Origin of the sequence: Nonomuraea sp. NPDC048882 (genome assembly GCF_040649755.1) — a bacterium.
Taxonomy (GTDB): domain Bacteria; phylum Actinomycetota; class Actinomycetes; order Streptosporangiales; family Streptosporangiaceae; genus Nonomuraea; species Nonomuraea maheshkhaliensis.
Genome location: NZ_JBEZGB010000030.1, coordinates 52,464 through 73,574 on the forward strand (window position 1 = coordinate 52,464; position 21,111 = coordinate 73,574).

Below are 21,111 nucleotides of genomic sequence, written 5' to 3' on the forward strand. Positions count from 1 at the left end.
TTGCGGAGGAGTCGTGCTCGCATCGGCGGGGCCGCCCGGCCGGACGGGCGACGCGGTGGCCGGCGAGGCGGGTTGAGCTCTTCCCGCTGGACTGGTCCTGAATGCTGCCGCAGTAGGCCTGACGTGGTGAAAGGCACCCGCCGGGTGCGGGGTGCGATACCGCGAGGCGCGTTCTGCGGCGCGGGCGGCGGGGGCCGGGGAGCGTTGGTGCGAACTCGATGATCTTAGTTAATTTTCCGGCCGCGCCTGGTTGACGAGTCGCGTCAGAGGCCTTTACCTTCCTCCAGGAAGTCGGCCGCGACATCCCGCACCACTCGTCCAGAGCCCGCACGCCCGTCCAGAGCCCGCACGCCCGTGCGGAGAACGAGAGCGTTATGTCGGATTTATCGCGAAGACAAGTGCTGAGGTTCGGCGCGGCCGGTGCCGGAGCCGCGATGGTGCCGCTGTCCTGGACGGCCGCCGCCCGGGCCGCCCCGGCGCCCCCTGCGGAGGTGCGCGCCGCCGGCGACCTGGCCCTGTGGTACGACGAGAGCGCCGGTACGGACTGGCTGAGAGCGCTGCCGATCGGCAACGGCCGCCTGGGCGCCATGGTGTTCGGCGGCACCGACACCGAGCGGCTGCAGCTCAACGAGGACACCGTCTGGGCGGGCGGGCCGTACGACCAGAGCAACCCCCGAGGCGCAGCGGCGCTGGGGCGGATCAGGGAGCTGGTATTCCAGAACCAGTGGGCCCAGGCCCAGGCCCTGATCGACCAGAACATGCTCGGCGCCCCGGCCGGCCAACTGGCCTACCAGACCGTCGGCGACCTGCGCCTGACGTTCGGCGGCGCCGGCGGCGTCTCGGAGTACCGCCGCCATCTGGACCTGACCACGGCCACCACGGCCGTGTCCTACCTGCGCAACGGTGTGCGCTACCGGCGCGAGGCACTCGCGAGCGCGCCCGACCAGGTTATCGCCATCCGCCTGACCGCCGACAGGCCCGGCTCGATCACGTTCTCCGCGACGTTCGGCAGCCCTCAGCGCACGACGCGTACCAGCCCGGACGGGTCCACCGTGGCGCTCGAGGGCGTCTCCGGAGACATGGAGGGCGTAACCGGCTCCGTCAGGTTCCTCGCCCTGGCCCGGGCCGTCGCCGAGGGCGGCGGCGTCAGCAGTTCCGGCGGGACGCTGCAGGTCCGCGACGCCGACAGCGTGACCGTGCTGATCTCCATCGGCTCCAGCCGCGTCGACTGGCGCGACGTCGGCGGCGACCACCAGGCCATCGCCCGGCGCCATCTCGACGCCGCGGCCGGCCGGGCCTACGACGACCTGCGCGAGCGGCACGTCGCCGACTACCGGCGGCTGTTCGAGCGCACGACGCTCGACCTCGGCCGTACCGCGGCCGCCGACCAGCCGACCGACGTACGGATCGCGCAGCACGCGAGCACCGACGACCCGCAGTTCTCCGCGCTGCTGTTCCAGTTCGGCCGTTACCTGCTGATCTCCTCCTCCCGGCCCGGCACCCAACCGGCCAACCTGCAGGGCATCTGGAACGACTCGCTGACGCCGGCGTGGGACTCCAAGTACACGATCAACGCCAACCTGCCGATGAACTACTGGCCGGCCGACACCACGAACCTGGCGGAATGCTACGAGCCGGTCTTCGCGATGATCGAGGACCTCACGGTCAGCGGCGCCCGCACGGCCCGGGCGCAGTACGACGCCGGCGGCTGGATGACCCACCACAACACCGACGCCTGGCGGGGGACGTCGGTCGTGGACGGCGCGTTCTGGGGCATGTGGCAGACCGGCGGCGCCTGGCTGGCCACCCTGATCTGGGACCACTACACCTTCACCGGCGACCTCGACTTCCTCCGGCGGTACTACCCGGCCATGAAGGGCGCCGCGCAGTTCTTCCTCGACACCCTCGTACGCGAACCGAATCTCGGCTACCTGGTCACGAACCCGTCGAACTCACCGGAGCTGGGCCATCACCAGGACGCCAGCGTCTGCGCCGGGCCCACGATGGACAACCAGATCCTGCGCGACCTGTTCGACGGCTGCGCCAAGGCCGCTCAGAAGCTCGGCACCGACGCCGGCTTCAGGACGCAGGTCCTGGCTGCCCGCGACCGGCTGCCGCCGATGAAGATCGGCTCGCGCGGCAACATCCAGGAGTGGCTGTACGACTGGATCGAGCCCGAGACCAACCACCGGCACGTCTCCCACCTCTACGGCCTGCACCCGAGCAACCAGATCACCAGACGCGGCACCCCGGCCCTGCACACCGCCGCCCGGCGCACCCTCGAACTACGCGGCGACGACGGCACCGGCTGGTCACTCGCCTGGAAGATCAACTACTGGGCGCGCCTGGAGGAGGGAAGCCGGGCGCACGCGCTGCTCCGCCTCCTGGTCCGGACGGACCGGCTCGCGCCCAACCTGTTCGACCTGCATCCCCCGTTCCAGATCGACGGCAACTTCGGCGCCACGTCCGGCATCGCCGAGATGCTGCTGCAGAGCCACACCGGCGAGCTGCACGTGCTGCCGGCCCTGCCGTCCGCCTGGCCGGCCGGCACGGTGCGGGGCCTGCGCGGACGCGGCGGCCACACCGTGGACGCGACCTGGAGGTCCGGCGCGGCCACCGACGTCGTCATCGGCTTCGACCGGGACGCGACGGTCAATGTCCGCAGCCGCTCGTTCGCCGGAACCGTCCAGGTGACCGACACCACGACCGGCGGCGCCGTCACGGTCACCCGCCCCGAGCCGGACGTCGTCACCCTGATCGGCACGGCCGGCCGCGCCTACCGCGTCACGGTGACCGCCGCACCCGCCGCCTACGTCCGCATCGCCAACGTCACCACCGGCCTCGTCCTGGACAGCGGCGGCAACGTCGCCGCCGGTTCGGTGCTCAAGCAGTGGACCTACGACGGCAGCACCAACCTGCAGTGGCAGCTCCTCGACCTGGGCGGCGGCTGGTACCGCATCGTCAACCGCACCAACGGCATGGTCATCGACAGCTGGGGCGCCACCGCGAACGGCGCGAGCGCGCGGCAGGCGCCCTGGAACGGCGGCGACAACCAGCAGTGGCGGCTCAACGCGGTGACACAAGGGCGGTATCAGATCATCAACCGGGGCACCGGGACCGCTCTCGACGGGATGGGCAACGGCGCCGCCGGCTCCACCGTGGCGATGTGGGCGCCGAACAGCAGCACCAACAACCAGTGGACCATCATCTCCTGACGGTCGGTCGGGCCTTCACGCCGGTGCGCCGGGGACGATCGTGCTAGCGCCGCAGGCGGACGGGGTCGGCCGTGCCGTCGCGGCGCACGATCCAGGCCTCGGTGATGTGCTGGAACATCGCCTCGGCGGCGCCCTCGGGATCGTGGGCGGCGACGCGCTCGTAGATGCGGCGGTGGCCCTGGTTCGAGGCCACGCACAGGGCCCGCTCGGTCCGGCCCAGGTAACGGGCGGTGTTGACGACCTGGCCTTCCAGCGACCGCACGACGCCACGCGCGATGCGGTTGCCCGACGCCCGCATGATCGTGTCGTGGAAGGCGCGGTCGCTCTCGGCGTACGTGACCGGGTCGTCCACGAGTTCGTCCATCCCATCGACCAGGGTGCGCAGCCGGTCGATGGTGTCGGGCCCGGCCAGGCGGGCGGCGACGTTGGCCATGTCGGACTCCAGCACGCGCCGCGTGACGACGAGGTCGTCGAGGATCGCCAGGCTCTCGTCCTCGGCGATGGTCGCGGTGAGGACGAGCTCGTCGAGCATGTCCCACGTCGCCGGCGGGGTCACCATGGTGCCGGAGCCCTGGCGGACCTGCACCAGCCCCTTCTCCTGGAGGATCTTCACCGCCTCGCGCACGACGGTGCGGCTCACGGCGAACGCCTCGCACAGGGCGGGCTCGGGCGGCAGCGAGGTGCCCGGCGGGTGCACACCGCGCACGATGCGTTCCACCAGCTCGGCCGTCACCGCTCTGGCCAGACTCGCCGGGCGGCGTACCCAGGCCGGTTGCGCCGGGACACTGCCGATCGATTCCCGCGATGCCGTCATTTCGCCTCCGCTGACCCGGCAAGCAGTATACGCGAGACTCTCTTGCCGTCAGACGTCATACGAATTATGTTTGCCCGAGTCGGCCGGATCCGGTGGCCGCTCCCGGAAGGTGGGCAACGATGCAGCAGCGAACGTTATGGTCGGCTCTGATGGCCGTGGCACTGACCGTGGCGGGCTGCGGAAGCGCCACCCGGACGGAGTCACCGTCCGGACAGGCGTCGCAACCGCAGCAGAAGCTGGTGGTCTGGGACTGGAAGTCCGGGGAGGCGGCCGCCGCCACCTACATCGAGCAGGCCAGGGCGGACTTCGCCAAGCGGCACCCGGGCGTCACCGTCGAGTTCGTCGCCCAGCCGTTCGACCAGTACTACACCCTGCTCGGCACGGCGATCCAGACCGGCAAGGGGCCCGACGTCATGCTCTTCAACGGAGGGGGGCAGATCCGCGACCGGGCCGACGCGCTCCTCCCGCTGGACCCGTACGTGGCCCAGGACAAGAGCCGGCTGGCGGGCTGGGACGCCTTCAGCAAGGACGGCAAGGTCTACGCCGCGCCGGTGACCCTGCAGGGCCACCCGATCTACTACAACAAGGCGCTGTACGAGCGGGCTGGCCTCGACCCGGCCGCCCCGCCCAAGACATGGAGCGAGTTCGTCAGCGGCTGTGCCGCCGTCAAGAAGGCGACCGGGGCCGCCTGCTTCGCGCTCGGCAACAAAGAGGGCTTCGGCATCCAGTTCTTCCTGTCAGGCCTCGGATCCGGTGTCCTCACCCCCAAGGAGTACGACGACTGGATCGCCGGCAAGCGCGACTGGAACTCTCCCGGCGTGAAGCGGATCTTCGAGCTGTGGAAGGACGTCGGTGACAAGGGGCTCAACAACGACGGCGCCAACTCCACCGCGATGTTCAGCGACGTGTTCCGCGTCTTCGAGACCGGTAAGGCCGCTCACATCATCGGCCTCATGTCGGATATCGGGCACTGGAACGACTTCAAGGAGTTCCTGCCGCCCGACAAGATCGGGGTCATGCGGGCGCCGGTCGTCACCGACGGGGCCGTTCCGAGCCTCCCGTACGACGGCGGCATCGGCTACGCGGTCGCGAAATGGACGAAGACCCCCGACCTGGCCGCCGACCTGGTGCGATCCCTGACCTCCACCGGTGCGCTGACGGCGTTCTATGGCAAGGCCGGTGCGATCGTGTCCGACACGACGATCGACGTCTCGCAGGCCGGCCCGGCCGTCGCCACGATCACCGCCCAGATCGAGACCGGCAGGCCCGCCCTGCACGTGGCGCTGTCCTCCAAGACCCTCGACGTGATGGGCCGGCTGTCCCAGCAGCTGCTGAGCGGGTCGACCACCGTGGACAAGGCTCTGGAGCAGCTGGCCGCCTCCGACCGGAAGGGCTGACCGCGTGCGGACCGCAGAGCCGTCGACGTCAGCGCTGGCGGAGCGCCTGGCACCCTACGTCCTGGTGGCCCCGGCCGTGCTGATCATCGTGGCGCTGCGGCTGTGGCCGCTGGCCCTGGGCGTCAACTTCTCCTTCACCGGCGACGGCGAGCTCAACGGCACCCCCGTCGGACTGGGCAACTACCTGGAGCTGGCCGCCGACCCGCTGTTCCGCGTCTCGCTGCGCAACGTCGGGCTGCTGGTCCTGCTGCTGCCGGTGGCCGTGGCGATCCCGGGCCTGCTCGCGACCTTCATCTACCTGCGTGTGCCGGGCCACCGGGTCTACCGCAGCGTCTACTTCTTCCCGGCCGTGCTCTCACCGGTGATCGTCGGCGCGATCTTCAACCTCATGCTCGGGTACGACGGCCCGTTGAACTTCCTGCTCGGGACGGTCGGCGCCGGCCCCGTCGACTGGCTCGGCGATCCGGGCATCGCCATGTTCACGGTCGTCGGCGTGCACGTCTGGGCGACCTTCGGGATGGCCCTGGTGGTGTTCCTCGCCGGATTCAGCACCTTGGACTCCTCGTTGCTGGACGCCGCCCGCGTGGACGGCGCGTCGCTCCGCCAGTCGATCTGGCACGTGATCATCCCGAGCCTGACCCGTACCATCCAGTTCGTCTTCGTGACGACGATGATCGGCATGCTGACGTCCATGTTCGGCCTGCTCTTCGTCATGACCAGCGGCGGCCCGGAGGGCGCCACCTATCTGCCGGAGTACTACATCTGGCATCAGCAGGGACAGCTGAACCGGCCGGCGCTCGCCTCCGCCGCCTCGACGGTGCTCTTCGTCGTCATGCTCGTGGTCGGGCTGCTGCAGATCACGCTGCTCCGGCGCGCGGGAAGGCAGGACTGATGCCCGGGGGACGCCTGGCCAGGTGGGCGGCCACCGTGCCGATGGCCGGTCTCGCGCTGGCGACGATCTATCCGCTCGTGTTCACCGCCAACGTCGCGATGAAGACCCGTCGCGACTACGTCCTCGACCGGTTCGCCCCGGCGGGCGCCTTGCGCTGGGACAACATCGCCGAGGCGTGGACCGGCGCCGGGATGGGGCGCTACTTCGTCAACTCGTTCGTCGTCGTCGCCTGTGCCGTGGCGCTGCTGCTCCTGCTGGGGTCGATGGCGGGCTTCGCGCTGGCCCGGTTGCGGTTCCGCGGTTCTTCGATGATCTTCCTGGGCTGTCTCGCCGGGCTGTTCATCCCGTTCCAGGTGATCATGGTCCCGCTCACCCGGGTCATGGCCGACAGCGGGCTCGTCGACACCTATCCAGGGCTGATCCTGGCCTACGTCGCCCAGTATCTGCCGTTCACCGTCTTCCTGATGACGAGCCACTACCGGACCATCCCGGCGGAGATCGTCGACGCGGCCAGGATCGACGGCAACTCGGTGTACGGCGTCTACCGGCGGATCATGCTCCCGCTGGGCGCGCCCGCGCTGCTGTCGGTCGGCATCCTCGACGCCCTGTTCTGCTGGAACGACGTGCTCATCGCCCTGCTCATGATGCCGTCGCCGGAACACCGCACCCTCATGATCGGGGTCAACGCGCTGCGCGGGCAGTACTCCGGCGACATTCCCACCTTCGCCTCGGGTGTCCTGATCGCCGCGGTACCCGTACTGATGATCTATCTGTTCCTCCAGCGGCAGATCGCCGACGGCGTCACCGCCGGTTCCACGAAAGGCTGACATGCGGATCACGGGGTATCGCACCATGACGACGGTCCAGGAATGGGGCCGTCCCGTCGGGGACGTCAACGGCGTCTTCGCCGACGGAACCGTCCCGGTGCCGCTCGTCCTTGTGGACACCGACGAGGGGATCACTGGAGTCGGCCTCGGGCCGCAGGTGGAGATCGACACCGTCTTCGCCGCGATCGAGGGTGAGGACCCGCGCGGGGTGACCGCGCTCTACGACCGCATGCTGCGGCGGACCTTCAAGGCCGGCCACGCCGGCGCCGTCTTCGGCACGATCGGGGCGCTCGACACCGCCCTGTGGGACATCAAGGCCCAGGCGGCCGGTGAGCCGCTCTGGCGCCTGCTCGGCGGGCGCGATCGGCGGGTGCCCGCCTACGCCTCCGGCCTCGACATCGGCCTGACCGACGACGAACTCGTCGCGGTCTACCAGGTCTACGCCCAGCACGGGCTCCGCGCGGCCAAGATCAAGGGTGGCCTCGACATCGAACGCGACCGGTGCCGCCTGATGCTGGTCCGCGATGTCCTGACCGAGGCCGGGCAGGGCGCGCGGCCGGGCCTCATGCTCGACGTGAACGAGGCCTGGACCCGCAAGCAGGCCGTCCGTCACGTCTGCGAGCTCGAACGCACGCTGGATCTCACCTGGATCGAGGAGCCGGTACGGCGGTGGGACGCCGAGGGCCTGGCCACCGTCGGCCGCGGGATCCGCGCCTCCGTCGCCACCGGGGAGAACCTCACCGGGCTGGAGCAGTTCCGCCCGCTGCTGGCCGCGGGGGCCGTGGACATCGTCCAGACGGCCGTCGTCTGGGGGGTGTCCCACTTCCTGCGGGTCTCCGCGCTGGCGCACGCGCACGACCTGCCGGTCAGCCCGATCGGCGGCACGCCCGTCGCGCTGCTGCACGCCGCCACGTCGGTGCCGAACCACCTGGCCAGCGAGTTACAGAATCTGCACCCGCCGCTCGGGCTGTCCCTCGACCTGCACATCGAAGACGGCGCGGTCGTCCTCGGCGACGCGCCGGGCCTCGGCATCACGGTCGACGAGCAGGCGGTCGGCGCCTTCCACCGGTCGGCCGCCAGGACGGCGGAGAGCCCCGACGTCAGGCCCGAGCACGCCGGACGGCGGCTGCTGGCGGTCGCCGACCACTCCTTCCCAGCACGGTCACCACGATGAGCCGGCCCCGCTCCCGCCCGCTCGGACCCGCCCCGCCAGCCGCGCGCGGCCCACGCCGATCCGGGCCGGCCGCCTCACCGGCCGCCTCACCGGCCGCCTCACCGGGCCGAGAAGAGGCGCTGCTGGATCTCCCTGCGGTAGTCGGCGAGGGTGTTGTCGATGTGTGTGGCCGCCGCCTGTGCGGCCGCTTCCGGATCGCCGGCGCGGATGGCGCGGTGGATCGCGTCGTGCTCCTCGACCGCCTTGGCGGCGTGCCCGCCCACCGAGCCGCGCAGGCCGATGAGGCTCGACTGCGCTTGCAGCCTGCGCGCCTCCCGCACGGCGACCTGGAGGAACATGTTGTGCGAGGCGGTGGCGACGGCGGTGTGGAAGGCGTCGTCGCCCTCGTTGAACAGGTCTTCGCGCCCGGTCTCGAAGCCTTGGCGGCACAGGGCGGCGGCTTCCTCGATGGCCCTCAGCTCGGCCGGGGTGGCGCGGCGGGCGGCCAGTCGGCTGGTCTCCATCTCCTGCGCCTGGCGGAACTCGAACAGCATGTAGACGTGGTCGAGGTCGGTCGGAAGGAAGAAGGACCCCCGGCGCCCGGAGCCGAACATCCCCTCGTCGTCGGCCACGTACAGCCCGCGGCCCTTCTGGGCGCGCACCCGGCCCAGCGCGGAGAGGATCTTCACCGCCTCGCGCACCACGGTGCGGCTGGTGCCCAGCCGCCGGGCCAGCTCGTTCTCGGTCGGCATGCGGTCGCCAGGACGCAGGCCGAGCTCGACGATCAGTTCCAGCACCTGCTCGGCCGCCACCTCGTAGCCCGGCCGGTATCCGCTCTCGCGGGGAGTGTCGGTCACCGTGCTCCCTCCTCGCCGTTCCCTGCCTGAGTATGACTGATGGACCGAAATCCCCGAGGCTTGGCCGATGATGAGTACGACTTATATGAACGGTTCATTCGCGACCGATCGATGCGGAAACGCGCCACTCTCAGAATAATCGCAGATGAACACGGCTATCGCAGTACCGAGATCGCAGGGTGCGGGCGTGGAGCCAGGAGATAAGCCCGCCTAATCCCTTGACGGGCTCTCAAGATCTGACGGTAATGGGGAGGCAGGCCGGCGCCCCCACCCCCCGGAGGAACGACTGTGCCCTCACCCTCGCCCGTCACGCCGCCGAGACCCACCGTGATCGGCCTCGTGACCGCCGTGCTCGCCGCGGCGTTCGTCATGATCGCCCCCGCTCCGGCGCTCGCCGCCACCACGACCCTCCACGCCGCACCGTCCGGCAGCGGCACCGCCTGCACCTCCGCCCAGCCGTGCGCGCTGTCCGCGGTGCAGGCGGCGGTACGTGCGCTGAACGCCGGGATGTCCGGTGACATCGTCGTCGAGCTGGCCGGCGGGGTGTACCGGCTCTCCGCGCCGCTCCGGCTGACCGCCGCCGACTCCGGCTCCAACGGGTACACGGTCACGTGGCGGGCCGCGGAGGGAGCCGTTCCGGTCATCAGTGGGGCCAGGGCGGTCACCGGCTGGTCACTGGCCGATTCCGGCAGGAACATCTGGCGCGCCGGCGTCGGAGCCGGGATCGACACCCGGCAGCTGTACGTCGACGGCGCGCTCGCCACCCGGGCGCGCACCGCCGTCAACCGGTCCGACTTCACCGCCGGCAGCACCGGAATGAGGTTCACCAGCGGCGCGCTGAGCTACCTGAACAACCTCACCGGCCAGGGCCGGATCGAGATGGAGAGCGTCGGCTCCTTCACCGACCGGTACGCGCCCGTGCGGAGCATCGGCGGCAACCTCATCACCATGCGGCAGCCCGCCTGGAGCAACAACAACTTCGGCTACGACACCTTCACCAGCCCGCACCGGGCGGGGCCGCTCTACCTGGTCAACGCCTACGAGTTCCTCGACTCGCCGGGGGAGTGGTACCTCGACCCCGCGACCGGCGCCCTGTCCTACATCCCGCTCGCCGGGCAGAACATGGCCGACGTCAGCGTGGAGCTGCCGGTGCTGCAGTCGCTGGTACAGGTCGGGGGCACCTATGACGCGCCCGCGCACCACATCACGTTCAGCGGGATCACCTTCACCGGCACCAGCTGGCTCGGCCCGAGCGGCGACCAGGGCTACGTGGACCAGCAGACCGGCGCCTACATCGCCGGCGACTGGAACCGGCCCGCCTTCACCTCCTGCCACCAGGGCTGCCGCGAGTTCGAGGCGACCCGGCCGAACTGGTTCCAGATGCCCGCCGCCGTGCAGGTCTCCGCGGCCGACACCATCACCTTCACCGGCTCGCGCTTCGTCAACCTGGGACAGACCGCCATCGGCATCGGCAACGACGCCAACGCGCACGCCAGCGGGGTCGGCCTGGGCGCCACCGGCATCACGGTCACCCGGTCGGAGATCGCCCACAGCTCCGCCGGCGGCATCGTGGCCGGCGGCGTGCGCGCCGACGCGCACCACCCGGGCGACCCGCGCATGGTCAACCGGAACATCACCGTCAGTCACAACCGCATCCACGACCTCGGCCTGGACCACCGTGGCGTCGTCTCGGTCCTGACCACGTACGTCACCGGCACCGACGTGTCCCACAACGAGGTCTACAACCTGCCCTACACCGGCATGTCGATCGGGTACGGCTGGGGCGCCAACGAGCCGGGCGGCAGCGACCACTACGCCCAGCGCGGCCTGTACGACTTCCAGCCCCGCTACACCACGCCCACCACCGCCTCCGGCAACCGGCTCGTCGGCAACTATGTGCACGACGTCATGCGTCAGATGACCGACGGCGGCTGCATCTACACGCTCTCGTGGAACCCGGGCGCGCTGATCAGCGACAACCACTGCCTGCGCACCAACGGCTGGTTCGGCGTCTATTTCGACGAGGGCTCCAGGTACTACACCGTCAGGAACAACGTGCTGTCCAGCACCGGTACCTGGGCCACCGCCAACTACTGGTACGGCGAGAACATGGGCGACTTCACCGTCACCGGCAACTGGTCCACCAACGGGAGCACGAACGTGACCAACGGCGACCGCGGCAACGTGGTGAACGGCAACGTCACCGTCTCCGGCGGATCCTGGCCGGCCGGCGCCCAGGCGGTGATCGCCGCCGCCGGGCCCGAAGGCGCACCTTCCGGCGGCACCGGCGCGCTGAAGAACGCGGGGTCGAACCGCTGCCTGGATGTCAACGGCGCCTCACAGGCCAACGGCGCGCAGGCCCAGCTCTGGGACTGCCACGGCCAGGCCAACCAGCAGTGGACCCAGACCGGCGCCGGTGAGCTGCGCGTCTACGGCACCAAGTGCCTGGACGTGAACGGGGCCGGCACCGCCGACGGCACCGCGGTGATCATCTGGGACTGCAACGGCCAGAACAACCAGAAGTGGCGGCTCAACGCCGACGGCACGATCACCGCCGTCGGCGCGGACAAGTGCCTGGACGTGCCCGGCACCGCCAACGGCGCCAAGGCACGCATCAGGACCTGTACCGGCGGCGCCGACCAGAAGTGGTCCCGCACCTGACACCGTCCGACCGGTCTTCCTGTCGCAGGAGGGAACCCTCATGTCCCGACGTCCGTGGCGCGTTCTGCTGACCGCGCTGGCGCTGATCGCCCCCGGAGCGCTCGCGCTCGACGCCACCCCCGCGTACGCCCTCGACATCCCGCCGTCCGACTACCAGCAGGTGTCGCTCGCCTCGGGCGGCACGGAGCTGGGCGAGGCGATGTCGCTGGCCGTGCTGCCGAACCGGTCGGTGGTGCACACGGCACGCGACGGCACGTTACGCATCACCGACGCCGCCGGCGCCACGAAGGTGGCCGGCCGGCTCAACGTCTACACCCACGACGAGGAGGGCCTGCAGGGCGTGGCGGCCGATCCCGGCTTCGCCTCCAACCGGCACCTGTGGCTCTATTACTCCCCGCGGCTGAGCACGCCGAGCGGCGATGCGCCGAGCACCGGCACGCAGTCCCAGTTCGACCAGTGGAAGGGCGAGCTGTATCTGTCCCGGTTCACCCTGAGGACGGACGACACTCTTGACCTGTCCAGCGAGAAGGTGGTCCTGCGGGTGCAGAACGACCGCGGCATGTGCTGCCACGTGGGCGGGGACATCGACTTCGACGCCGCCGGCAACCTCTACCTGACCACCGGAGACGACACCAACCCGTTCGAGTCGGCCGGCTACTCCCCGCTGGACGAGCGGACCGGCCGCAATCCGCAGTACGACGCCCAGCGCTCCGCCGCCAACACCAACGACCTGCGCGGCAAACTCCTGCGCATCAAACCGCAGGCCGACGGCACGTACACCATCCCCAGCGGCAACCTGTTCCCGCCGGGGACGGCGAGAACCCGGCCGGAGATCTACGCGATGGGCTTCCGCAACCCGTTCCGGATGAGCGTGGACAAGGCGACCGGCATCGTCTACCTCGGCGACTACGGGCCCGACGCTGGCGTGACCAACTCGGCCCGCGGGCCGAACGGGCAGGTGGAGTTCGACCGTGTCACCGGTCCGGGCAACTACGGATGGCCGTACTGCACGGGCACGAACACCACCGCCGAGACCTACAACGAATGGAACTTCGCCACCAACGCCACCGGCCCCAAGTACGACTGCGCGGGCGGCCCGGCCAACAACTCCTTCCGCAACACCGGCCAGGCCACGCTGCCCGCCGCGAAGCCGGCCTGGATCCGGTACGCGGGGGACGCGGGAAGCCCGCCGGAGTTCGGCTCCGGATCGGAGTCGCCCATGGGCGGCCCGGTCTACCGCTACGATCCCGGTCTGAGCTCGGCCGTCAAGTTCCCCCAGTCGCTCGACGGGCGGTACTTCGCCGGTGAGTACGGGCGGCGCTGGATCAAGGCGATCGAGGTCGAGCAGGACGGCGGGTACGGAGAGATCGCGGCGTTCCCCTGGTCGGGGACGCAGGTGATGGACATGGCCTTCGGCCCCGACGGAGCCCTGTACGTCCTCGACTACGGCACCGGGAGCAACAACCAGGCGCTCTACCGCATCGAGTACATCGGCGACGCCGACCGCAACCCGATCGCCAAGGCGTCCGCCGACAGGACGTCAGGACCGGCGCCGCTCACCGTGGCCTTCTCCTCGGCGGGCAGCTCCGACCCGGAGGGCGGCGCGCTGACGTACGCGTGGAACTTCGGCGACGGCACCACCTCCACGGCGGCGAACCCGACCAAGACCTACTCGGCGAACGGCTCCTACACGGCCACGCTCACGGTCCGGGACCCGCAGGGCCTCACCGGCACGGCGAGCGTGACCGTGACCGTCGGCAACACCGCGCCCACGGTCACCCTCGCCACCCCGGGCGACGGACAGCCCTTCTCCTTCGGCGACACCGTGCCCTTCCAGGTCACCGTCAGCGACCCGGAGGACGGCACGATCGACTGCGCCGGGGTCACCGTCGCCTACTTCCTCGGCCACGACAGCCACCGCCACCAGATCACCTCCAGGACCGGCTGCTCGGGCTCCATCGCGGTGCCCGTGGACGGAGAGCACGACGCCGCGGCCAACATCTACGGGGTCTTCGAGGCCTCCTACACCGACAACGGCGGCCTGACCTCGGCCAGCGCCCGCATCCTCCAGCCACGGCACCGGCAGGCGGAGCACTTCGGCGCCCAGCAGGGCGTCCAGACGGCCGAGCACGCCACGGCGGAGGGCGGCATGACAGCCGGCTTCATCGACGACGGCGACTGGATCTCCTTCCAGCCGTACCGGCTGGCGGACGCCACGCGAATCACCGCCCGCGTGTCCTCGGCCGGCGCGGGCGGCCGGATCGAGGTGCGGGCCGGCTCGGCGACGGGCACGCTGCTCGGCACCGCGACCGTGGTGAGCACCGGAGGCTGGGACGTCTTCACCGACGTCTCGGCGTCCCTCGCCGGTGCGCCGGCCGGGACCACGACGCTGTACCTCGTCTTCCGCGGCCCGGCCGGGCAGGGCTACCTGTTCGACGTGGACGCCTTCACCCTGTCCACCGGCGGCCCGGGCGGCACGACCGCGCTCAAGGGCGTGGGCTCGAATCGCTGCCTGGACGTCAACGGCGCCTCGCAGGCCAACGGGGCGCAGGCGCAGATCTGGGACTGCAACGGGCAGGTGAACCAGCAGTGGACCACGACCAGCGCGGGCGAGCTGCGGGTCTACGGTGGCAAGTGCCTGGACGTGAACGGTGCCGGCACGGCGGACGGCACCGCGGTGATCATCTGGGACTGCAACGGCCAGAACAACCAGAAGTGGCGGCTCAACGCCGACGGCAGCGTCACCGCCGTCGGCGCGGACAAGTGCCTGGACGTGCCCGGCACCGCCAACGGCGCCAAGGCACGCATCAGGACCTGCGACGGAGGAACCGACCAGCGCTGGACCCGCATCTGAAAGGGACACCCATGCTGCGACATCTGACTTCGGCCTTACCCGGGAGCGGCCGCAGAACGCTGCGACGCCTCACACTGACAGCGGCGGCGATCGGCCTCGCCGCGACGATGCTCCCCGCCCTCCCCGCCGAGGGCGCCGCCGTCAAGGTGCTGGTGTTCTCCAAGACGGCCGGCTTCCGGCACGACTCGATCCCCACCGGGATCCAGGCCATCCGCGACCTGGGCGCGGCCAATGACTTCGCCGTGGACGCCACCGAGGATTCGGCCGCCTTCAGCACGGGCAACCTGGCCCAGTACCAGGCGGTGGTGTTCCTCAGCACGACCGGCGACGTGCTGAACGGCGACCAGCAGGCCGCCTTCCAGACGTACGTGGACGGCGGGGGCGGCTACGTCGGCGTGCACGCGGCCGCCGACACCGAGTACGACTGGCCCTACTACGGGCAGCTCGTGGGGGCCTGGTTCAACAACCATCCGGCGATCCAGCGGGCCACCGTGCGGACCGAGGACCGGGCGCACGCCGCGACCGCGCACCTCGGGGCGACCTGGTCGCGCACCGACGAGTGGTACAACTACCGCACCAACCCCCGCCCGAACGTCCGGGTGCTGCAGAGCCTGGACGAGAGCAGCTACAGCGGCGGTGGCATGGGCGATCATCCGATCACCTGGTGCCACCCGCAGTCCTCAGGCCGTGCTTTCTACACCGGCCTGGGGCACACCCAGGAGTCGTACGCCGATCCGGACTTCCGCGCGCTGCTGGTCGGCGGGATCCGGTACGCGGCCAAGGCCGTCAACGCCGACTGCCGTCCGGAGACCGGGTACACGACGTTGTACAACGGCTCCACGGCGGGCTGGTCGCAGGCGGGGCCGGGATCGTTCGCCAACAGCGACGCCACGCTGACCTCCCAGGGCGGCATGGGCATGTTGTGGCACAACGCCAAGGAGTTCCGCTCCTACTCCCTCAAGCTCGACTGGAAGCTGACCGGCGACTCCAACTCCGGCGTGATCGTCGGGTTCCCGGCCACCAGCGACCCCGGCGCGGCGCTCAACACCGGATACGAGGTGCAGATCGACGCGACCGACACCGCGGACAAGACGACCGGGGCCATCTACGGGTTCAAGTCCGCCGACCTCGCCGCCCGCGACGCGGCGCTCAATCCGCCGGGCCAGTGGAACACCTACGAGCTGCTGGTGGAGGGTGAGCGGCTGCAGGTGTTCCTGAACGGCGCCAAAGTCAACGACTTCACCAACACCGACCCGGTCCGTTCGCTCCAGCAGGGCCATGTCGGCATCCAGAACCACGGACCCGGCGACGTCGTGGCCTTCCGCAACATCCGCGTCAAGGAGCTGACCAGCAACCCGGGCGGCACGAGCGCGCTGCGTGGTGTGGGCTCGAACCGGTGCCTGGACGTGAGCGGCGCCTCGCAGGCCAACGGCGCGCTGGCGCAGATCTGGGACTGCCACAGCCAGGTGAACCAGCAATGGACCTCCACCAGCGCCGGTGAGCTGCGGGTTTATGGCGGCAAGTGCCTGGACGTGAACGGCGCCGGCACGGCGGACGGCACCGCGGTGATCATCTGGGATTGCAACGGCCAGAACAACCAGAAGTGGCGGCTGAACGCCGACGGCACGATCACCGCCGTCGGGGCGAACAAGTGCCTGGACGTCGGCGGCACCGCCAACGGCACCAAGGCACGCATCTGGACCTGCAACGGAGGCAGCAACCAGCGCTGGTCCCGTGCCTGAAGCAGTCCGTCCCCACCGGGTGGCCGGCGCACGCCGGCCACCTTTCTCCGCATCCCGCGTCAGGAGGCTCATGAGCTTGCGATCCACCGCTCGGCCACGAAGGCAGGCCAGGTGCTGAGCATGCGCGGCATCGGCAAGACCTTTCTGGGCGTGCGGGTGCTGTCCGGGGTGGACCTGGAGGTGACCGCCGGCGAGGTTCACGCCGTCGTCGGCGAGAACGGCGCCGGCAAATCCACCCTCATGAAGATCATCTGCGGGGTGCACTCGCCGGACGAGGGCGTGTTCGAGATCGACGGCCGGCCGGTCTCCTTCGGCCATCCGCTCGAGGCGCAGCGCTCCGGCATCGCGATCATCCACCAGGAGTTCAACCTGCTGCCGGAGCGCACCGTCGCCGAGAACGTGTTCCTCGGGCGCGAGCCCGTCAGGCGCGGCCTGGTCGACCGCGCCGCCATGGAGAAGGCGACCGCCAGGCTCCTCGACGAGCTGGGCGAGGGCCCCTTCGGCCCCCGCGACACGGTCAAGCGCCTACCGGTGGCCCAGCAGCAGATCGTCGAGATCGTCAAGGCGCTGTCGGTGAACGCCCGGCTCCTCGTTATGGACGAGCCCAGCGCGGCGCTCGCCGAGCACGAGGTCGAGCTGCTCTACCGGCTGATCGGGCGGCTGAGGGAGCGCGGCGTCGCCGTCGTGTACATCTCCCACCGATTACGCGAGGTGTTCGACCTCGCCGACCGGGTCACCGTGCTCAAGGACGGCGCGCGCGTCACCACGCGCCCGATCGGCGAGGTGACCCGCGACGAGCTGATCCGCCTGATGGTGGGCCGCGACCTCGGTACCTACTACCCGCCCCGCTCGGCGGGCGCCGGCGAGGTGCGGCTCAGCCTGCGCGCGGCCGGCAACCACAAGCTGCGCGACATCGATCTGGAGCTGCGCGCCGGGGAGATCGTCGGCATCGCGGGCCTGCAGGGGTCGGGCAGGTCGGAGCTCGCCAAGGCGATGTTCGGCGCGGAGCCGTTCACCATCGGCGAGATGACCCCCTCGCGCCCGCGCTCGGTCCGGGAGGGCGTGGCCCTGGGCATCGGGCTCGTGACCGAGGACCGCAAGGCCGAAGGGCTCGCGCTGCGCCAGGCTGTACGCGACAACGTCCTGCTCGTCGCCCGCGCGGTCGGCGCCGGGAACCGCGGTGGTGTCCGCGGCCTGCTCGAACGGGTGCGCCTGTCGCCTGCGCAGCGGGAACAGGAGGTCCGCTACCTGTCCGGCGGCAATCAGCAGAAGGTCGTGCTCGTCAAATGGATGACGATGGCGCCACGGGTGCTGCTGCTCGACGAACCGACCCGGGGCATCGACGTAGGGGCCAAGGCCGCGATCCACGACCTGATGCGAGAGCTGGCGAACGACGGCATGGCCATCATGATGATCTCGTCCGAGCTGCCCGAGCTCATCGGCATGAGCGACCGCGTCGTCGTCCTGCGCGACGGCCGCGTCGCGGGCACGCTGCCGGCCGGGGCCTCCGAGGAGGCTGTCATGCGCCTGGCCGCCGGAGAGGTGGGCTGAGTGGACCTGCTCACGCGCGCCCGCCGCCCCGCCCGCCAGCCGCGCGGCCTGGCGAGCCACCTGCGCGACCCCGCGCGGGTGGTGTTCCTCGCGATGTTCGGCCTGGTCGCGGCCGGCTGGGCCCTCGTCGCGCTCGACGGCGGCCAGTTCCTCACCCTGGAGAGCGTCGTCGGGATCCAGCAGCGTTCCGCGGCCCTCGGCATCGTGGCGATCGGGCAGACGCTGGCGATCCTGGCCGGGTCGCTCGACCTGTCGGTGGCGTACCTGATCAGCCTGACCTCGCTGGTCGCGGCCGAGATCATGGCGGGCCAGGACGGGAACGCCGGGCCGGCGATCGCCGCGGCGCTGGCCATCAGCGTGCTGGTGGGACTGGTCAACGGGCTGGTCGTCACCCGGCTCCAGGTCCACGCCTTCATCGCCACACTCGGCGTCGGCCTGATCATCAAGGGCGTCGTCGACCACCTGTACGACGGCCCGGCGGGTAAGGTGCCCGAGCCGTTCCAGCTCCTCGGCTACTCGCGCGTCGGGCCGATCCCCGTCTCCGCCATGCTCTGGGCGGGCGTGGCCGTCGTGGCCTGGTTCCTGCTGAGCAGGACCCGGCTGGGCTACCGGATCTACGCGGTGGGCGGCGACGAGGAGGTCGCCCGGCTGTCCGGGATCCGCACGTCCCGCGTCATCGTGATCACCCACGTGCTCTGCTCGGTCTGCGCCGGCATCGCGGGCCTGCTGCTGGCCGCCAGGCTCGGGGCGGGAGCGCCCACGGTGGGCACCGACGGCGGGTACGACCTCGAGTCCATCGCCGCGGTAGTGCTCGGCGGGACCGCGCTGGCCGGAGGCAGGGGCGGGGTCGCCGGAACGGTGGGCGGGGTCCTGCTGCTGGCCGTCCTGGACACCCTCTTCAACCAGCTCGAGGTCAACTCCTTCGCCAAGGACGTGGTCCGCGGCGCGGTCATCGTCATCGCGGTGGCCGTCTACGCCCGGCGCGGCACGAGGCGGGTGGCATGAAACGGGCACTTCCCATCCTCGCGGTCCTCGTGGTGCTACTGGTCGCGATCGCGGTCGCCAACCCCTTCTTCCTGGAGCCCGCCGGGTTCCTGGCGTTCCTCAAACGGGCCGCGCCGCTGGTGATCCTCGCCGCTGGACAGTACTTCGTGGTCGTCTCCGGCGAGTTCGACCTGTCGGTCGGCTCGCTGGTGACGGCCGAGGTGGTGATCGCCGCGCGGCTCATCGACGGCGACGAGTCCGCCACCTGGCCGGTCCTCGCCCTGCTGATCGTCGCCGGGCTGCTCGTCGGCCTCGTCAACGGCGTGCTCACCACCAAGCTGCGGGTGCCGTCGTTCATCGTGACGCTCGGCATGCTGCTCGTCCTCAGCGGGGCGGTCTTCCTCTGGACCGGTGGCGCGCCGCGCGGCGCGCTGTCGGAGGGCTTCAGGGCGTTCGGCCGCGGCGGCCTCGGGCCTGTGCCGTGGTCGGTGATGATCATGCTGGCCGTGGGCGCGGCGGCGATCTGGCTCATGCGCGCCGACTTCGGCAAGACGCTGATGGCCACCGGCGACAACGAGCGCGCCGCGGCACTGTCCGGGGTTCGGGTCGACCGGGCCAAGATCTTCGCCTTCATGCTCTCCGGCCTGTCCGCGGCCGTCGCGGCGATCCTGCTCGGCGGTTTCGCCGGGGTCTCGGCGCAGGCGGGCCAGGGGCTGGAGTTCTCCGCCATCACCGCGGTCGTCCTCGGCGGCGTGGTGCTCGGCGGTGGCCGCGGCTCCGTGCTCGCCGCCATGGCCGGGGCGGTCACGCTGGAGGCGCTGTTCACCCTGCTCAACCTGTACGGGATCTCGGGGGCGCTGGAGTTCACCGTGCAGGGCGTCATCATCATCGCCGCGGTCGCGGCAGGAACCGTCCGGCTTCCCCGGAAGCCCACCCCCCGAAGAGGAGACGTACATGCCGCGTCCTAAGGCCGCAGTCGCCGTGCTCACCGCGCTCGGCGCACTCGTCGCCGCCTGTACCACCGACGAGCCGGCGGCCACCACCACCTCGGCCGCCGCGAGCGCTCAGGGTTCCGGTACGGGCGCGCAGTCGAAGTTCTTCGTCCAGGCGGACTTCGACGCCCAGCTCGCCATGCGCTCCCAGACGCCTGAGGGCCCCGCGAACAAGCCCTGGGAGCAGGCCATCGCCCCGAAGATGATCGACACGGCGAAGTACAAGAAGGACGGGCCGTACCACCTGTGCTTCTCCAACGCGGCGGTCAACAACCCCTGGCGCCAGGTCGGCTGGAAGACGATGCAGGCCGAGGTCGGCCTGCATGAGGAGATCGAGAAGTTCACCGCCCTGGACGCCGAGGGCAAGGACGACAAGCAGATCTCCGACATCGCCGAGCTGCAGGCCAAGGGCTGCGATGCGCTGATCGTCTCGCCGAACACCACGGCCACGCTCACCCCGGCCGTGACGGCCGCCTGCGGGAAGGTGCCCGTCATCGTGTTCGACCGGGGCGTGGAGACCGACTGCCCGGTGACGTTCATCAAGCCCATCGGTGGCTACGCCTTCGGCGCCGACGCCGCCGAGTTCCTGGCGGAGAAGGTGCCGGCGGGCGGGAAGGTGCTGGCGCTGCGCATCCTGCCCGGCGTGGACGTGCTGGAGACTCGCTGGTCGGCGGCGAAGGTGGTCTTCGACAGGAGCCGCCTCCAGGTGGTGGGGGTGGAGTTCACCGACGGCGACGCCGCCAAGACCAAGAGCATCGTCAGCGACTACATCCAGCGGCACGGCACGATCGACGGCGTCTGGATGGACGCGGGCGCCACGGCGGTGGCCGCGGTCGAGGCGTTCGAGGACGCCGGCCTGCGGGTGCCGCCGATCAACGGCGAGGACCAGCAGGACTTTCTGCAGAAGTGGAAGGACACCGGCCTCACCGCCGTCGCGCCCACGTACCCCACCTACCAGTGGCGCACCCCGGTCATCGCCGCGCTGAAGATACTCAAGGGCGAGGAGGTGCCCGGGATATGGAACCTGCCGCAGCCGAAGGTCACCAGCGAGAACCTGCCGGCCTACCTCAAGCCGAACATGCCGCCCTTGCACTACGCGCTGTGCGGGTGTGAGGACCTGCCCGGCTTCCCGGAGAGCTGGGGCGGGAAGAAGGGCTGACCGGCTCCTTCCC

General features: G+C 70.6%; 14 protein-coding genes. 12 read left to right on the forward strand and 2 right to left on the reverse strand.

From position 1 onward, the window contains the following. The first annotated feature begins 398 nt into the window (after positions 1–398). Positions 399–3,215: a glycoside hydrolase N-terminal domain-containing protein gene (locus AB0C27_RS52580; RefSeq protein WP_357862239.1), complete on the forward strand. Its 2,817-nt coding sequence runs from the start codon at positions 399–401 to the stop codon at positions 3,213–3,215. A 43-nt stretch (positions 3,216–3,258) separates the two neighbouring features. On the opposite strand, the gene AB0C27_RS52585 is transcribed toward AB0C27_RS52580, so the two are convergent. Further along, positions 3,259–4,029 (reverse strand): FadR/GntR family transcriptional regulator, encoded by a 771-nt coding sequence (locus AB0C27_RS52585; protein ID WP_357862241.1) that lies wholly within the window; start codon positions 4,027–4,029, stop codon positions 3,259–3,261. 149 nt (positions 4,030–4,178) lie between these two features. Here AB0C27_RS52585 and AB0C27_RS52590 point away from each other — a divergent pair, with 149 nt between their 5' ends. Genes AB0C27_RS52590 through AB0C27_RS52605 form a run of 4 tightly spaced genes read left to right on the forward strand, consistent with a single transcriptional unit; the run spans position 4,179 to position 8,319 of the window. After that, positions 4,179–5,426: an extracellular solute-binding protein gene (locus tag AB0C27_RS52590; RefSeq protein ID WP_357862243.1), complete on the forward strand. Its 1,248-nt coding sequence runs from the start codon at positions 4,179–4,181 to the stop codon at positions 5,424–5,426. Positions 5,427–5,430: 4 nt separating this feature from the next. Further along, positions 5,431–6,318 (forward strand): sugar ABC transporter permease, encoded by an 888-nt coding sequence (locus AB0C27_RS52595; protein WP_357862245.1) that lies wholly within the window; start codon positions 5,431–5,433, stop codon positions 6,316–6,318. Continuing rightward, positions 6,318–7,145 carry a carbohydrate ABC transporter permease gene (locus AB0C27_RS52600; RefSeq protein WP_357862247.1) on the forward strand — a complete coding sequence of 276 codons (828 nt, stop codon included), beginning with the start codon at positions 6,318–6,320 and terminating at the stop codon, positions 7,143–7,145. Before AB0C27_RS52595 ends, AB0C27_RS52600 begins: the two co-directional genes overlap by 1 nt. A 25-nt stretch (positions 7,146–7,170) precedes the next feature. Continuing rightward, entirely contained in the window at positions 7,171–8,319 is a 1,149-nt protein-coding gene (locus tag AB0C27_RS52605; protein WP_357862249.1) for a mandelate racemase/muconate lactonizing enzyme family protein, read from the forward strand. A gap of 98 nt (positions 8,320–8,417) precedes the next feature. Here the strand turns inward: AB0C27_RS52605 and AB0C27_RS52610 are convergent, their stop codons facing one another. Further along, on the reverse strand, positions 8,418–9,155 hold the full coding sequence (locus tag AB0C27_RS52610; protein ID WP_346105168.1) for a FadR/GntR family transcriptional regulator: 738 nt from the start codon (positions 9,153–9,155) through the stop codon (positions 8,418–8,420). 288 nt (positions 9,156–9,443) lie between these two features. Here AB0C27_RS52610 and AB0C27_RS52615 point away from each other — a divergent pair, with 288 nt between their 5' ends. From AB0C27_RS52615 to AB0C27_RS52645, 7 genes are all read left to right on the forward strand, one after another. Further along, the gene (locus tag AB0C27_RS52615; protein WP_357862251.1) at positions 9,444–11,816 is read left to right on the forward strand and encodes an RICIN domain-containing protein; all 2,373 of its coding nucleotides are present in this window, start codon (positions 9,444–9,446) and stop codon (positions 11,814–11,816) included. A 40-nt stretch (positions 11,817–11,856) separates the two neighbouring features. Next, entirely contained in the window at positions 11,857–14,670 is a 2,814-nt protein-coding gene (locus AB0C27_RS52620; protein ID WP_357862253.1) for a PQQ-dependent sugar dehydrogenase, read from the forward strand. 11 nt (positions 14,671–14,681) lie between these two features. Continuing rightward, a complete protein-coding gene (locus AB0C27_RS52625) occupies positions 14,682–16,412 on the forward strand; it encodes a ThuA domain-containing protein (protein WP_357862255.1) in 1,731 nt (576 codons plus the stop codon). 120 nt (positions 16,413–16,532) lie between these two features. Next, positions 16,533–17,963, forward strand: coding sequence for a sugar ABC transporter ATP-binding protein (locus tag AB0C27_RS52630; RefSeq protein ID WP_357862257.1), 1,431 nt, complete (start codon positions 16,533–16,535; stop codon positions 17,961–17,963). After that, positions 17,964–18,968 (forward strand): ABC transporter permease, encoded by a 1,005-nt coding sequence (locus tag AB0C27_RS52635; RefSeq protein WP_357862259.1) that lies wholly within the window; start codon positions 17,964–17,966, stop codon positions 18,966–18,968. Next, positions 18,965–19,915 (forward strand): ABC transporter permease, encoded by a 951-nt coding sequence (locus AB0C27_RS52640; protein WP_357862261.1) that lies wholly within the window; start codon positions 18,965–18,967, stop codon positions 19,913–19,915. Before AB0C27_RS52635 ends, AB0C27_RS52640 begins: the two co-directional genes overlap by 4 nt. Further along, positions 19,902–21,098 carry a substrate-binding domain-containing protein gene (locus AB0C27_RS52645; protein ID WP_357862263.1) on the forward strand — a complete coding sequence of 399 codons (1,197 nt, stop codon included), beginning with the start codon at positions 19,902–19,904 and terminating at the stop codon, positions 21,096–21,098. The genes AB0C27_RS52640 and AB0C27_RS52645 overlap by 14 nt, the downstream gene beginning before the upstream one ends. The last annotated feature ends 13 nt before the right edge of the window (positions 21,099–21,111 follow it).